Genomic DNA, 14936 nt, shown 5'->3' with positions numbered 1-14936 from the left:
TTATTCGGTAAATCGTTTTAAGATCAGGCCACCCGTACGTCGCGACGCGGGAGGACGAGAATGCCCCCAACCGGAGTGAGCAAGTTCCATCCCGACTGGGCGTCGCTGCGCGCCCATCGCATCCCGGAGTGGTTCGCCGAGGCGAAGTTCGGCATCTGGTCGCACTGGGGGCCGCAGTCCGTGGCCCGCTCCGGCGACTGGTACGCCCGCCACCTCTACGGCATGCAGCCCTGGTCCGAGCCGTGGGAGCGGCGCCGCGCCGGCCGCCAGCAGGCGCACCACCGCGCCTGCTTCGGCCCGGAGGGCGGGGCGAAGGACCTGTTCCCGCGCTGGCGCGCCGAGCGCTTCGACCCGGACGAGCTGATCGACCTCTACGTCTCCAGCGGCGCCCGCTACTTCGTCGCCCTGGCCACTCACTGCGACAACTTCGACCTCTGGGACTCCCGCCGGCACGCCTGGAACGCGACCCGCATCGGCCCGCGCCGCGACATCGTCGGCGCGTGGGAGCGGGCGGCCCGCGCGGCAGGGCTGCCGTTCGGCCTGAGCTTCCACCACAACTGGACGTGGCGCTGGCTCGACGTCGCCCACGGCGCGGACCTGGCGACCGGCCGGCCGCACGACGGCGCCCTGCGCGCGAGCGACGGCGAGGGCACCTGGTGGGAGGGCCTCGACCCGGCCGACCTCTACCCGCCGGAGCACGTCCCCGGTGCCAAGCCGCCACCCCACGTCGCCGAGCTCTTCTACGCCCGCGTCAAGGAGGCGCTGGACCGCTACCGCCCCGACCTCGTCTACCTCGACGACGGCCGGCTGCCGTTCGACACGGGCAGCGTGGTCGAGTCCGAGCCGCCCAGCAGGGCGGGCCTCGCCCTGCTCGCCCACTACTACAACACCTGCCCGACCGGCGGCATCGTCACCGTCAAAGACGTGCCGGACGCCGACCGCACGGCGGTCGTCCTGGACAGCGAGCGCCGTCAGCTCGACGCCGCCCAGGCGCATCCGTGGCAGTTCGACACCAGCGACGGGGAGTGGTTCGACTGTGCCGGCGACGACCCGATGTTCCACCCGCGCAAGACCGCGAACCAGGTCATCCACACGCTGATCGACGTGGTCAGCAAGAACGGCTGCCTGCTGCTCAACATCCCCCAGCACGCCGACGGCACCGTCGACGCCCACGCCCGCGCCCTGCTGGCCGAGGTGGGCGCCTGGCTGCGGGTGTGCGGCGAGGGCGTGTACGCCACCACGCCCTGGCTGCGCGCCGCCGAGGGCGCGACCGGACTGGGCCAGACCAAGGGCTACGAGGGCTACAACGAGGCCGACCGCGCGTACCGGCCGGGCGACATCCGCTTCACCCGGCGCGGCGACGCCTTGTACGCCACGCTGCTCGCCTGGCCCGCCGACCGGACCGCCGCGATCACCAGCATGGGAACCGACGCCGGTCTCCTGGAGCGCCGCCCGGCCGCAGTCGAGCTGCTCGGATACGGCCCTCTCTCCTGGCATCCGGCCCCGGAGGCGCTGTACGCGGACCTGCCGCCCGAACCGCCCACCAAGGCCGCCTACATGATCAAAATCACCTGACTTGGAGTCCCCGCCATGGTGACGAACCTGCGTACGTGCGACTTGACCGACCCCCTCGGCATCGAGATCACCCGCCCGTCGCTGAGCTGGCAGTTGACGGTGCCCGCGCAGTCCGGCTACCACGTGCGGGTCGGCTCGGCGGAGGGCGCGGCCGACCTGTGGGACACCGGCGAGGTGGACGGCGCCGACCAGCGCGTGGTGTACGCAGGACGGCCCCTGACCAGCCGCACGGCCGCGCACTGGCAGGTACGCGTCCGCTCCGGCGGCACCTGGTCGGACTGGAGCCCGAGCGCCCGATTCGAGCTGGGGTTACTGAGCCCGGACGACTGGACGGCCGCCTGGATCACCCACCCCGACTGGTACGACGAGGGCAACCCGCGCGCCGGCGAGGGCCGCCCGCTCCCGCTGCTGGCCGGCGAGTTCACCCTGGCCAAGCCGGTAGCCCGGGCCAGACTCCACGTCGCCGGGCTCGGCGTCTACGCGGCGTCGATCAACGGCACGCCGGTGACCGACACCGTGCTCGAACCCCCGTACACGGACTTCACCCGGCGCGTCGTGTACGCCACCCACGACGTGACGCCGCTGCTGCGCGACGGCCCGAACGCGCTGGGTATCGAGCTGGGCCCGGGGATCGCCCACGTGTTCCCGCACCAGGACCGCTACATGAAGTTCTACGGCTCCAAGGCCGCGCCCCGCGCGATCGCGCAGCTCGAGGTCGGCTACGCCGACGGGTCGGCGGACCGGTTCGTGACCGGCGCGGGCTGGCGGGCCATCGAGGGCCCGACGACCCGCTCGCACTGGTACGGCGGCGAGGACCACGACGCCCGCCTCGCCATCGAGGGCTGGGACCTCCCCGGCACGGACCGCTCGGGCTGGCGCCCCGCCACCGTGCGGCCCGGGACGACGGAGACGCTGAGGTCACGGGCCTGCCCGCCGATCAGGGTCGTGGAGGAGCTCCCGGCCGTCGAAAGACGCCTCGCCACGGACGGCACCGCGGTCTTCGACGTCGGCACGGTCGTCGCCGGCTGGGCCGAGCTGCGCCTCGACCTGCCCGCCGGGCACTACCTGCGGCTGCTGCCGGGCGACCAGCTCGACGCGTACGGCCGCGTGATCCAGTCGAAGCCCACCACGGGCGCCCCGATCTTCAACACCTACGTCACCGAGGACGGGCCGCAGACCTGGCATCCGCGCTTCCGCTACGACGGCTTCCGGTACGTCGAGGCGCAGGGCCTGCCCGAGCACGTCGGCCCCGAGGCCGTGACCGCACTCGTGCTGCGTGCCGGCAACGCCCGCGTCGGCGCGTTCGAGACCTCGAACGCCCTGGTCAACGACGTCCACACGATCATCGACCGCGCGGTGCAGGGGAACATGTACAGCGTCCTCACCGACTGCCCGCACCGGGAGAAGCTGGGCTGGCTGGAGCAGGCCCACCTGCTCTTCGACGTCGTCGCCTACACCTACGACGTGGCCGCCTACTACCGGGAGCTGCTGGCCACCATCGCCGAGGCGCAGACGCCGGACGGGCTGGTGCCCGACATCGCGCCCGAGTACGTGGTGTTCGAGGGCCCCTTCAGGGACGACCCCAACTGGGGCGGCGCACTCGTCCGCATCCCCTGGCAGCTCTACCGCCGGTACGGCGGCACCTCCGCGATGGAGACGCACTACGACGCGATGTGCCGCTACACCGACTACCTGACCGGCCGCGCCGACGACGGCATCCTCGGCCACGGGCTCGGCGACTGGATCGGCCTGGACCCCGCGACGCCCGTCCCGCTGGTCTCGACGTGGGGCTACTGGCGAGCCGCGACCACGATGGCCAGGGTCGCGGGCGTGCTGGGCCGCGACGACGACGCCAAGCGCTACCGCGCCCTGTCCGAGCGGATCGCCGCCGCCTTCACCAGTGCCTTCCCCGGGAAGGAGAGCAGCCAGGCGTCGGAGGTCCTGGCGCTCGACATGGGCGTCGTCCCCGAGGAGCTCGCCCCGGCCATGCTGGCCCGGGTGTCCGAGGCGGTCGCGGGCGGCGGCATCACGGTCGGCGAGGTCGCGCTGCCCGCCCTGTTCCGGGTGCTGGCCCGCGCCGGTCAGCACGACGCGCTGTGGGCGTTCGCCACGTCCACGAGCCACCCGAGCTACGGCTACCAGGTACGGCACGGCGCCACCGCGCTGACCGAGGCGTGGGACGGTCCGACGCGCGGGCTCTCGCAGAACCACTTCATGCTGGGCGCGATCGACGCCTGGTTCTACCGCAACCTCGGCGGCCTCGGCCAGGCACCCGGCTCGACCGGGTTCCGCAGGCTGCTGATCGACCCGGCCGTACCCGGCGACCTGGAGTCGGTACGGGCGAGCACCGGGACGCCGTACGGGCGGGCCGAGGTGTCGTGGGCGCGGGGGGACGGCGAGTTCACGCTGGAGGTGGAGGTGCCGCCCGGCTCGTCGGCGGAGGTGCGCCTGCCGGACCTGGGCCTGGCCCGGCAGTCCGTGCCCGACGCGGCGACTCCGGTCGGGGAGCGCGCGTGGGAGGTGCCGCCCGGGCGCTGGACGTTCAGGGCGGCGGGCCGATGAGCGACGCCGTGCGCGCCACGGCCCCGGACGGCGACGCGTACGATGCGACCCCCGTCAGGACCCCGCACAAAGCCGGCCACCTGCTGGTGGAGCCGTCGTGGGAGCCGGACCGCTTCGACGCGCTCTTCGCCGACTGCCCGTTCGTGTGCTCCGACGGCGGCGAATATCTCATGACCTACGTCGGCTTCGACGGCGTCGGCTACCAGACCGCGCTGAGCCGCTCCGCCGACCTGGTGACCTGGACCCCCGGCGAGGTGATCGTGCCACGCGACCCCGGCCACCCGTACCGCCGCTACAACGCCGCGCTCACCTCGATCGTCCGCGACAACCGGCTCGACTCGGACGGCCAGGTGACCTGGGTGGACGGCCAGGCGATCGGCACGTACCACGCCTATCCCGAGCCCGGCATGGAGATGGGCGCGGCGGTCATCGGGTTCTGCGCCGGCGACGACCTGCGTACCTGGAAGGACGTCGGGTCGGTGCTGCGCCCGCAGGACGGCGGCGCGTGGGAGCGGGGCGGCCTGTACAAGTCGTGGCTGCTCCGCCACGACGGGCTCTACTACTGCTTCTACAACGCCAAGAACCGCACCTACTCCGGCTGGCGCGAGCAGATCGGCTACGCCGTCTCCCCCGACCTCGAACGCTGGGAGCGGCCGAGCCCTCAGCCTGTGGTGCCGCACGGCGGCGAGGGCGACTTCGACGAGCGCTTCGCCTCGGACCCGTGCGTGCTGCGCGACGGCGACTGGTGGGTGATGTTCTACTTCGGGCTCTCGTACGACGGGCACGCCCGCGAGAGCTACGCGGTCTCGCGCGACCTGCGGACCTGGCGCAAGAGCGGCGAGATCCTCATCGACGTGGGCCCGCCGGGCTCGGTCGACGACACCTACGCGCACAAGCCCGCGCTGATCTCCCGCGACGGCCGCCCCCACCACTTCTACACGGCAGTGCGGCGCTGCGAGCCCTACCGCGTCGGAGACCGCACGCTGACCGAGCGGCGCGGCATCTCGATGGCACACGGACCGGGGAGAACATGATGGGCGAGTCACGGACAGGGCAGTCCCGCAGGACCTTCCTCGCCGGGACGGTCGGCGGCCTGCTGCTGACCCAGCCGCCGGGCCGGGCGGAGGCGACCGCGGCCGGCCCGGGCAGGTCGGCCTCGGACCCCGTTGCCACGGACGCGGCGACGCCGGCCCCTGCCGCCGCCTGGGCCAAAGTGCCGCAGATCAGGCGGCGGATCCGCCCGCCGCGCTTCCCCGACCGCACCTTCCCCATCACGGACCACGGCGCGACCGGCGACGGGACCACGATGTGCACCGACGCCTTCAGGCAGGCGATCGCGGCCTGCTCGGCGGCGGGCGGGGGGCGCGTGCTCGTGCCCGCCGGAACGTACCTGACCGGCGCCGTCCACCTGGCCGACAACGTCGAGCTGCACCTGGAGGCGGGCGCGACCATCGCCTTCAGCCGCGACCCGGCCGACTACCTGCCGGCCGTGTACACCCGCTACGAAGGCATCGAGCTGATGAACTACTCCCCGTTCATCTACGCCTACGACCGGACCAACGTCGCCATCTCCGGGCGCGGCACGATCGACGGGCAGGCCGACGCCGAGCACTGGTGGGACTGGTCGGGCGACCCGCCGCCGTCGGAGGGGCCCGACAAGAAGCTGCTCGCGGCCATGGCCGAGGAGGGCGTGCCGGTGGCGGAGCGGGTGTTCGGTGCGGGCCACCACCTGCGGCCGAACCTGATCCAGCTCTACCGGTGCCGCAACGTCCTCATCGAGGGGGTGACGGTCCGCGACTCCCCCATGTGGAACATCCACCCGGTCCTGTGCGCGAACGTCACCATCCGCGAGGTCACCGTGGACAGCCCGCGCGGCCCGAACAACGACGGCTGCGACCCGGAGTCGTGCGTGGACGTGCTCATCGAGCGGTGCGAGTTCAACACGGGCGACGACTGCGTCGCGATCAAGGCGGGCAAGAACGCCGACGGCCGCCGGGTGAACGAGCCGTCCATGAACGTGCTCGTGGACTCGTGCGTCATGCGCGACGGCAACGGCGGCGTGACCATCGGCAGCGAGACCACCGGCGGTGTGCGCTGGGTGTTCGCGTGGAACTGCACGATGAGCAGCGAACGCCTGGAGCGCGCGATCCGCGTCAAGACCAACCCCGAACGCGGCGGCTACGTCAGGGACCTCTATGTCAAGGACATCACCGTGGGCCAGGCCGCCGACGCGGTCATCGAGGTGGCGCTGAATTACGAGAACAAGAACACCGGCCCGCACTACCCCGACGTCGGCGCCATCGACATCCGCGACCTGCGTGCCGGACGGGCGCCCCGGGCGTTCCACCTGATCGGCAACCCGGACAACCCCATCCGCGACGTCCGGGTGACCAACAGCGTGTTCGAGGAGATGGCCGAGGACGACGTCGTGCGCGACGTGACAGGTCTCGTGCTGCGCAACGTGTGGATCAACGGGCGCCGCGTCTGAGCGCGGGTCTTACCGGATGTCCCACGTCAGCGAGCGAGCCAGCCGCCGTCGACGGTCAGCACATGGCCGCACACATAGTCGGATGCGGGAGCGGCGAGGAATACGGCGGCGCCCACCAGATCGGCGGGCGTGCCCCAGCGACCGGCGGGGATGCGGCCGCTGATCTGCGGCTCCCGCACTGGGTCGGCGCGCAGCGCGGCCGTGTTGCCGGTGGCGATGTAGCCGGGCGCGATGGCGTTGACCTGGACGCCGTCGCGGGCCCACTCGTTGGCCAGCGCGCGGGTCATGCCCACGACCGCGTGCTTGCTCGCCGTGTACGCGGCGACGTTGACACCGCCCTGGAAGGACAGCAGCGACGCGATCGAGATGATCTTTCCGGTACGGCGGGCCAGCATGCGTTTCCCCGCGGCCCGCGTGATCGTGAACACGGCGTCGAGGTTGGTGGTCATCACCGCTTCCCAATCCTCGTCTCCCATGTCGACGGCGGGCGATCGGCGGATGATCCCGGCATTGTTCACCAGGATGTCCACACGGGTATCGGCGAGCAGGCCCTCAATGTCGCCGGCGAGTCCAGGAACATGGGCAAGGTCGCGAATCCACCGCCGGGCCGAGCGGTGGTGCGCCTCGACCGCCGCCTGGGTTTCGTCGAGGTCGTCGTGGTGACCGTGGAGCACCAGGTCGGCTCCCGCCTGGGCGAGGCCGATCGCGATCGCCTGGCCGATGCCGGTACGCGAGCCCGTGACGAGCGCCGTACGGCCGGTCAGGTCGAACAGCCGGTTCATCGCAGCTCCGTGATCGGGTACGGCTCGACGTCGGTGTAGTCGATGTTCTCCCCGCCCATGGCCCACACGAAGGCGTAGTCGCCGGTCCCGAAGCCGCAGTGGATCGACCAAGGCGGCGAGATGACGGCCTGCCGGTCGGCGACGATGAGGTTGCGGGTCTGATCGGGACGGCCCATCAAATGGACGACCCGATCGCTCGGCTCGAGGCCGAAGTACAGGTAGACCTCGGTGCGCCGGTCATGGAGGTGTGCGGGCATGGTGTTCCACATGCTGCCGGCGGCGAGCTCCGTGATCCCGAGGACGAGCTGGCAGCTCTGGATGCCATCGGCGTGAATGAACTTGTAGATGGTGCGCTCGTTGGAGCTGCGCTGCTCGCCGAGGCGGACCGGGGTGGCGTCGGCCAGGGTGCCCTTGCGCGTGGGGTGCGTGGCGTGCGCCGGGGTGGACACGAGATAGAAGGCGGCCCCGCCGTCGCCGGCGAAGGTGACCTCGCGGCTGCCCTTGCCGATGTAGAGGACCTCCTTGACCCCTACCTTGTGGTCGGCGCCGTCCACGGTGACCGTGCCCGCGTCCATGCCGACGTTGACCACGCCGAGCTCACGGCGGGCGAGGAAATACTCGGCCCTCAGCGGCTCGGCGCTCTCCAGCCTCACGGGCGCGCCCGACGGGCGCACGCCGCCGATGACGATGCGGTCCTCGTGGCTGTACACCATGCTGATGTCGCTGCCGAAGAGATCCTCGACGAGGAAACGCGAGCGCAGCGCGTCGGTGTCGAATCCCGGGATCTGGTCCGGGTCGGTGGCGTGCCTGATGTTCATGTGTCCTCCCGGAGGGCCGCCGCGTACGCCTGCAGGGCCAGGCCCTGGCCCCATGGCTGGATCAGGTCGTCGCGGATGACCGAGTAGCCGAACGGCAGCAGTTGCAGGATCGTGCCGGCGCTGGTGCGGGTGAGCGTGCCGTCGTCGGCCACGTAGGCGTGGACACCGGCGAGGGCGCGCCATGCGCGACGGCGCAGTGGTTCCGGCTCTATGCCGAGGGCGGCCGCGCGGAACATCGCGGCGGCGATGCCGGCGGCGGCGGAGGTCTCGGGGATGCCGCGGTTCTCCGGCTGCCCGTCGACCAGCACGTCCCATACTCCGTGCGCGGGCTGATGGCCGGCCAGCGCGAGCAGCTGGCGGCGCAGCACCTCGCGGATCCGCTCGGACTGGGCTCCTCCGGCCTCGAGGTATTCGACCGACGCCAGCGCGGTCCAGGCGTTGGCGCGGCCCCAGAAGTTCCAGATCGTCCGGCCCTCGTGGGACCCGTGCGCGTACAGCGCGGTTTCGGGGTGCTGGAGGACCTCGGCGTGGGCGAGGATCTGCTCGCCCGCCTCCTCGATCAGCTCGGGCCGGCCGGCGTGCAGCCCATAGTGGATGAGGAAGGTGCCGCACATGTAGGCGGTGTCGGCCCAGACCCCGCCGGGCCAGTGCTCGATGGCGCCACCGGGCGCGCGGGTCACGGCGTCTTCGCTGCGCAGCCAGTCCAGCATGCGCTCGCACGCGTCGGCGTAGCGGCGCTCGCCGGTCGCCCCGTACAGGTCGGCGCAGACGGCGCCGGGCGCCAGATTGTTGACGTGGCCGAGCTCGATGCCGTCGCGCAGGTGCCCGTCGACGAACTCGGTGACGAACGGATGCGCAGGGGTCAGGCGCATCATGCCCTGGAGGACGACGCCCTCGCCCCAGAACCAGTGCGTGAGGCCCATGGCCGCGGCCCGGTCGGCGATGCGCCCGGCGGTCTTGGCGAGGACCTCTGGGGTGAGATCCGCCAGATCGGCGGGCCGCCGCGGCGGCTCGGACCGGCTCGCCTGGCTGGTGTCGAGGCCACGAGTCTCAATCATGCCCCCTCCTTCGCCGGCCGCATGATCGAGACGATGCTGTGCCTGATTGTCCGCTCGCTCATGTGCTCCTGCCCTTCTGGAGGTCGATCACGTGTGATCCGATGGAGAGCGTGCCGGCGCCGAACTCGAGCCGGGTGTAGGGGTTGTCGAGCTGGAGTACCGGGGCGATGGTGCCGTCGGCGGCGAGGTCGGCCGGGCGTCCGTCCACAGTGAAAGGGCCGCTCCACGTCAAGTTCAGGTCGGCACCTTCGGGAGTGGTGAAGCCGACCCCGTCGCGGGTGAAACGGGGTTCGGTCAGGGACGCGACGAAGTCGGCGTGCCGTCCGACGGTGCAGATCCATGCGGTGCCCGCTCCGCGCGGCCGAAGCTCCTGCCAGGCGTCGGGTCCCGTGGTGATCGGCTCCGCCCCGCCTTCCGTGGCGAGCGCGACGTAGCCGTTGCCCTTGCGCCCGACGGTCCACACGCCCGTCTGGGTCCACTCATCGAACTCGGCGATGGGGAACCAGGCGTGCGTGTAGCCCATCACGTCGTCGCCCGGGATCCGATACAGCGCCAGGACCGTGCCTTCGTGCTGGCGGGCCCTGGGCAGGATTCGGTTGCCGGCCCAGGCGTTGGGCCGGGCCGACGGCGAGGTGGAGGAGTTCGGCGCGTGCGTGACGAACACCTGGGTCTCCGGGCCCAGGGTGGCGCCCCAGATGTGCTCCTGGAGCCCGGGCAGGCCGGGACGGTAGTCGTTGGCGCACGAGAGCATCACGTCCGGGGTCTTGAACACCGTCGCGTCCGACCCGTACGGCCTGCTGAGCAGGTCGTGGGCGAACCGGTACTCCCCGCGGTAGCTCTGCCTGCCCCACCACCGGTCCGGCAGATCGTTCGCGGCCTGGCGGATCACCTCGGGCATGCGGTAGCGGCGCGCGGTGGCGATCACGGCGGCCGGGAGGACGGCGTCGTTGAGCGCGCCGGTGCCGAAGCACAGCCACATGATCGGCGCGGTTTCCTCCAGCCGCGACGACCGCAGCGTGGACACGTAGGAGCGGCCGTGCGCGCATCCGTGGATGCCGCGCCAGGAGTTCGCCGCCAGGCTGAACAGCACCCGGTCCGCGACCCCCGCCGCGAGCGTCCTGATCTCGGCGTCCTCGGCGAACTCCACCAGCGAGACCAGGGCGAGCAGGTCGATCGCGAGATAGGCGTTGGAGTCGAACTCGCTGAACCCGCCGGCGAGCTTGCGGCGCATCCACTCGGCCGCCAGGTCGCACCCGTGCGCGGCGTGCTGGGCGCCGGTCCAGCCGGTATTGGGGAACGTCTCGTCGCTCAGCGCAGTGCCCCACAGCAGCTCCGCCGTGTGCCAGACGAGCTGATGGTTCTCGGTGAAGTAGCACATGGCGTCCAGGCCGGGCTGGTCGATCCAGTACTTGAAGCCGAGCATCGCCTGCCGTACCCGCTCGCGCAGGCCGGGCGCCCAGGTGGAGGCCCGGTGCCAGAGATGCGCCAGCCCGATCGCCTCGAAGTCGGCGCAGTCGGCCCTGTTGTCGATCATCCACAGGGCGCGGGTGAGACCTGTGACGGCATACGACGGGTCCTCGGCGGCGCGTACCAGCTCGGCGGCGGAGGTGCCGTCCGTGCCGGCGGCGTGGCGCAGGAATTCGGCTCGCCAGGTGGCGGGATCGCCCCCCGGCGCCGAGCGGTACTCCCCGGGCAGGACGGCAACCGGGAACTCCCTGTACACCGGTGAATCGCCGACGGAAACCCGCAGCATCGTCTCCCCGGTCGACAACATGGAGGCGTTCCCGGCCCCGCCGTCCCCTTCGATCTTGTCGAGCCGCAGCGTCGCCCGTCCGCCGGTCAGCCGTACGAGACGCTCTTGATCCGCCCAGCGCACGCGCAGCACGGCGCCGTCCGGCCCGACGATCGGCACCGTGCCGTCGGTGGTGCCCCAGCGGGTCACACCCACGGCGTCGAGGATGCGTTCGGCGACGGCGCCGGTGTCCTCGCGAGCGCCGGCGCCGGGCAGGACGACGCGGACGGGCAACCCGTCCACGCGCAGCCGCAGGATCTGCCTGCACTCACGGAAGGCCACCTGCCACGAGGCGACGACCACGGTCGAGGTGCCGGAGGGCAGCCACACCCGCCGGACATGCTCGGCAGGCTCCATGTAGGTGAAGGAGTCCGACTCCTCCAGCAGTTCACCGTTGAGGAACAGCAGCGTCGGCCCGGTCGACGCCAGCCGGAGCGTCCGCCACTCGGCCTGGTCGACCTCCAGGACGGTGGCCGCGAGCGCGACCCGGTACTCAGGGGTGAAGCAGAACTCGCTCCAGTCCACCAAGCCGTCGGCGCCGGTGTGCACCCGACGCCACTCCCCGGTGTGCCCCAGGTAGCCGATCGGGCCGCCTTCGGTGATCGGGCCGGTCACGGGGTCGCGCGGCAATGGCCGATGCCGGTAGAGCTCTTCCTTGAACGGGGTCACATCCGGGCCGTTGGTGAGCCGCCACCGGCCCCGCCCTCCCCACGGGCTCCCATCGGCACTCAGGTGTTTCCCGAGGTCGTCAGCGGGTTCCCGCCAGGCGGGGCTGATCAGCCAGTCCAGTACCGTGCCGCGGCCGTCGAGCGCGTGTACGGTCCGTTCTTCCATGTTCTCGACTCTCTACTTGAATCCGGTGTTGGCGATGCCGCGGACGATGTGGCGCTGGAGGACGAGGAAGATCACCACAACCGGGATCATGCTGACCACCGACATTGCCAGGATGTAGTTGAACGGCACGGACAGCTGGCTGTTGAACTGGGCCAAGGCCACCGGCAGCGTGTATTTCGCCTGGTCCTGGCTGATGATCAGCGGCCACAGGAAGTCGTTCCACCGCCACATCACCGAGAAGATCGTGACCACCGCGAGGGCCGCGCCGCAGAGGGGCACCACGATCCGGGCGAAGATCCGGAACTCGCCCGCGCCGTCGATGCGGGCCGCCTCGATCAGGTCGTCGGGGATGCCCAGCATGTACTGGCGCAGCAGGAACACGCCTGTCGGGGTGGCCGCCGGCGGGATGATCAGCCCCCACAGGGAGTTCACCAGTCCCAGCTGCGCGGCCATCTGGTAGACGGGGATGAAGATGAGCTGCAGCGGGATCATGATGGTGCCGAGCACGATCAGGAAGAGCACGTCACGGCCGCGGAAGTTGTACTTCGCCAGCCCGTAGGCGCACATCGTGTTGACGACCACGGTCAGCAGCGTCGCGCCGACCGTCACGATCACGCTGTTCTGCAGGTAGAGGCCGAAGTCGAAGGAGCCGAGCGCTTCGGTGTAGTTGGCCGGCGACAGCGATGACGGCAGCGGCGCCGGCGGGCGCTGCGCCAGCTCGCTCTGTGTCTTGAACGACGAGAGGATCGCCCAGACCACGGGGGCGAGGGCAACGATGGTCAGCCCGATGAGGACCGCATAGGTGAGGACCTGCCCTGCGGACGGGGCACCGCCACGGCCGATCGAGGTCCACCGGCGTCGGCTCACGTCGCCTCCTTCCGCTTGCCGTACAGGAAGTTGAGCAGGGTCAGCGCGAACACCGTGACGAACAGCACCACGGACGCGGCCGCGGCCAGGCCGTACCGGATCGGGGACTGGAAGGCGTTCTCGTAGATGTACTGGACCATCAGCGTGGTCGCGCCGATGGGCCCTCCGCCGGTGAGCGTCCAGATGTAGTCGAACGCCTGGAAACCGGCGATGAGGCTGAGGATCACCACGACCATCGTGGTCGGCCGCAGCAGCGGCAGCGTGATGCCCCGCAGTTGCTGCCAGTCCGTGGCGCCGTCCATCCGCGCGGCCTCGTAGTACGTCGGATCGATCCCCTGCAGCCCGGCCAGGATGATGAGGATGTAGAAGCCGATGTGCATCCACAACCCCACGAAGATCACGACGATCATCGCCAGGCCGCCGTCGACCAGCCAGCCCGGTTGCCCCAGCCCGATCTGCCCGAGGACGGTGTTGAGCAACCCGTTGCCCCGGTCGAAGATCCAGCCCCAGATCAGGCCCACCACGACCGGCGAGAGGACGACCGGCAGGAAGAACACCGTGCGGAAGAACGCCCGGCCCTTGATACGCCGGTTGAGCAGCAGGGCCAGCGCCACCGACAGGACCGTCGTGAGCACCACGAAGCACACGGCGAACAGGACGGTGGCGCGCGCGGCGCTCCAGAACGCCTCCGAGCTGAACAGCTCCTGGTAGTTCGCGCCGCCCACGTAGGTGAAATCGCGGCCGTTGCGGCTGTCGTAGAGGCTGATGTTGAAGTTGTTGATCGCCGGATACACGACGAACAACCCGAAGATCAGCATGTTGGGCAGGACGAACAGGTACGGCGCGAGCCGCTGGTTCCACGGCTTGGCGCGGCGTGCGGGGGTGGAGCTCACTTGGTGTCCTTGAGCGCCTTCTCCGCCGCGGCGTTGATCGCTTCGACGGCCTGCTCCGGCGACTCGCTCTTGGCGAGCACCTTGCCCAGCTCTCCGACGGCGGCCTTCGCCGTGGCGGCGAACGCCGGGCTGTAGGCGGTGGCGAAGTCCTGCGGCGGGGTCCGGCTCACGTCGGCGAGGAACACTTTCATGTCGGCGTCACGCTGGGGGTAGTCGATACCGGAGGAGATGAGGTCCTTCCTGGTCGGCAGGAAGTTCGCCTCCTTGGCCAGGCGTTCCTGCGACTCCTTGGAGTTCATGTAGGCGATGAAGTCGGCCGCGGCCTGCTGCCGCTTGCTCTGCTTGAACGACACCGTGAACTTCCCGCCGGGGAACCCGCCGCACGTCTCCTGGCACGGGTTCGGCGCGGCGGCCCAGGTGAACTTCGCGTCCTTGGCGAATGCGCTGACCTGCCAGTTCCCGGTGAGGTACACCGGGGTCTGCTGGGCCAGGAAGATCTCGTTCGCGGCCTTGTACTTGGAGCCGGCCTGCAGCCACAGGTCGGCGGGCATCACACCGGAGGTGTTGAGCTCGGCGAAGAGCTTCACCGCCGCCGTCGCCTTCTGCGTGTCCAGCCCCACCGCGGTGCCGTCCGCGCTGAAGAACGCGGTGCCGAACTGGCTCAGCATGGTGGAGAACCGGTGCCCCGAGACGTCCATCGCGATCGCGTACTGGGTCTTGTTGGCCTTCTGCACCTTCTGGGCGGCCGCCACCATCTCATCCCATTTCCAGGGCTTGGTGACGTCCGGCAGCGACACCCCGGCCTTCTTGAACTGATCCACGTTGACCAGCGGCCCGTTCATCGTCAGGTCGCTCGGCACCGCGAGCAGCTCGCCGCCCGGTCCCTTGGTGTAGGCGTCCGCGCCGTCGATGAACTGGTCGTCCAGTGCCGCCTTCTGGAACGTGTTCAGGTCGAGGAGATCGCTGCGGAAGGGGGAGATGTCCGTCAGCCGCGCCACGTCCGGCGCGTTCCCGCCGGACAGCCGGGCCTGGAGTCGCTGCTCCAGATTGTCGAAGGGGACGATCTGAAGATCGACCTTCACGCCGGACTTCTTCTCGTAGTCGGCGATCAGATTGCGGGTCGCCTGTTCGTCAGGTCCGTCGGTGAAGTAGAGGTACGTCAGCGTCTTGTCATCGACCTGTTCGCCCCCGCCTCCGCTGGTCGTGCCCGGCGCGCAGGCGGCGAGCGTCACTGTGGCGATGCAGAAGGCCAGGATCCGTCGCATCT

The 14936-nt window shown here is 70.7% G+C and carries 11 protein-coding genes; 4 read left to right on the top strand and 7 right to left on the bottom strand.

The genetic code is table 11. The features are described 5' to 3' along the window. The first annotated feature begins 60 nt into the window (after positions 1-60). The 4 genes from EJK15_RS15270 to EJK15_RS15255 are packed head-to-tail and all read left to right on the top strand — an operon-like array spanning position 61 to position 6625. The gene (locus EJK15_RS15270) at positions 61-1575 is read left to right on the top strand and encodes an alpha-L-fucosidase (protein ID WP_138711073.1); all 1515 of its coding nucleotides are present in this window, start codon (positions 61-63) and stop codon (positions 1573-1575) included. Between the two features lie 15 nt (positions 1576-1590). After that, a complete protein-coding gene (locus EJK15_RS15265) occupies positions 1591-4137 on the top strand; it encodes a family 78 glycoside hydrolase catalytic domain (RefSeq protein ID WP_138711072.1) in 2547 nt (848 codons plus the stop codon). Then, positions 4089-5171 carry a glycoside hydrolase family protein gene (locus tag EJK15_RS15260; RefSeq protein WP_138711071.1) on the top strand — a complete coding sequence of 361 codons (1083 nt, stop codon included), beginning with the start codon at positions 4089-4091 and terminating at the stop codon, positions 5169-5171. The genes EJK15_RS15265 and EJK15_RS15260 overlap by 49 nt, the downstream gene beginning before the upstream one ends. Then, positions 5168-6625: a glycoside hydrolase family 28 protein gene (locus EJK15_RS15255; RefSeq protein ID WP_206060858.1), complete on the top strand. Its 1458-nt coding sequence runs from the start codon at positions 5168-5170 to the stop codon at positions 6623-6625. The genes EJK15_RS15260 and EJK15_RS15255 overlap by 4 nt, the downstream gene beginning before the upstream one ends. A 26-nt stretch (positions 6626-6651) precedes the next feature. Here EJK15_RS15255 and EJK15_RS15250 read toward each other — a convergent pair whose 3' ends face one another. Genes EJK15_RS15250 through EJK15_RS15220 form a run of 7 tightly spaced genes read right to left on the bottom strand, consistent with a single transcriptional unit; the run spans position 6652 to position 14934 of the window. Next, on the bottom strand, positions 6652-7407 hold the full coding sequence (locus tag EJK15_RS15250) for an SDR family oxidoreductase (RefSeq protein ID WP_171074316.1): 756 nt from the start codon (positions 7405-7407) through the stop codon (positions 6652-6654). Continuing rightward, complete coding sequence (gene kduI, locus EJK15_RS15245; protein ID WP_138711070.1) at positions 7404-8225, bottom strand: 5-dehydro-4-deoxy-D-glucuronate isomerase; 822 nt, start codon at positions 8223-8225, stop codon at positions 7404-7406. Before kduI ends, EJK15_RS15250 begins: the two co-directional genes overlap by 4 nt. Next, complete coding sequence (locus EJK15_RS15240) at positions 8222-9283, bottom strand: glycoside hydrolase family 88 protein (RefSeq protein ID WP_138711069.1); 1062 nt, start codon at positions 9281-9283, stop codon at positions 8222-8224. The genes kduI and EJK15_RS15240 overlap by 4 nt, the downstream gene beginning before the upstream one ends. Before the next feature lie 58 nt (positions 9284-9341). Then, complete coding sequence (locus EJK15_RS15235) at positions 9342-11909, bottom strand: hypothetical protein (protein WP_138711068.1); 2568 nt, start codon at positions 11907-11909, stop codon at positions 9342-9344. 12 nt (positions 11910-11921) lie between these two features. After that, entirely contained in the window at positions 11922-12776 is an 855-nt protein-coding gene (locus EJK15_RS15230) for a carbohydrate ABC transporter permease (protein ID WP_138711067.1), read from the bottom strand. Then, positions 12773-13669 carry a carbohydrate ABC transporter permease gene (locus EJK15_RS15225; RefSeq protein WP_206060857.1) on the bottom strand — a complete coding sequence of 299 codons (897 nt, stop codon included), beginning with the start codon at positions 13667-13669 and terminating at the stop codon, positions 12773-12775. Before EJK15_RS15225 ends, EJK15_RS15230 begins: the two co-directional genes overlap by 4 nt. After that, on the bottom strand, positions 13666-14934 hold the full coding sequence (locus EJK15_RS15220; protein ID WP_138711066.1) for an ABC transporter substrate-binding protein: 1269 nt from the start codon (positions 14932-14934) through the stop codon (positions 13666-13668). The genes EJK15_RS15225 and EJK15_RS15220 overlap by 4 nt, the downstream gene beginning before the upstream one ends. Between the last annotated feature and the right edge of the window lie 2 nt (positions 14935-14936).

Origin of the sequence: Nonomuraea basaltis, assembly GCF_005893125.1 — a bacterium.
GTDB classification, from domain to species: Bacteria; Actinomycetota; Actinomycetes; order Streptosporangiales; family Streptosporangiaceae; genus Nonomuraea; species Nonomuraea basaltis.
The sequence above is the reverse complement of the archived record's forward strand: the minus strand, read 5'-3'. Positions and strand labels throughout refer to the sequence as shown.

What these genes read in the sequence shown, in the direction of transcription:
- EJK15_RS15270 (WP_138711073.1), top strand. Translation starts at nt 61, where the DNA reads ATGCCCCCAACCGGAGTGAGCAAGTTCCATCCCGACTGGGCGTCGCTG.
- EJK15_RS15265 (WP_138711072.1), top strand. Translation starts at nt 1,591, where the DNA reads ATGGTGACGAACCTGCGTACGTGCGACTTGACCGACCCCCTCGGCATC.
- EJK15_RS15255 (WP_206060858.1), top strand. Translation starts at nt 5,168, where the DNA reads ATGATGGGCGAGTCACGGACAGGGCAGTCCCGCAGGACCTTCCTCGCC.
- EJK15_RS15250 (WP_171074316.1), bottom strand. Translation starts at nt 7,407, where the DNA reads ATGAACCGGCTGTTCGACCTGACCGGCCGTACGGCGCTCGTCACGGGC.
- kduI (WP_138711070.1), bottom strand. Translation starts at nt 8,225, where the DNA reads ATGAACATCAGGCACGCCACCGACCCGGACCAGATCCCGGGATTCGAC.
- EJK15_RS15240 (WP_138711069.1), bottom strand. Translation starts at nt 9,283, where the DNA reads ATGATTGAGACTCGTGGCCTCGACACCAGCCAGGCGAGCCGGTCCGAG.
- EJK15_RS15235 (WP_138711068.1), bottom strand. Translation starts at nt 11,909, where the DNA reads ATGGAAGAACGGACCGTACACGCGCTCGACGGCCGCGGCACGGTACTG.
- EJK15_RS15220 (WP_138711066.1), bottom strand. Translation starts at nt 14,934, where the DNA reads ATGCGACGGATCCTGGCCTTCTGCATCGCCACAGTGACGCTCGCCGCC.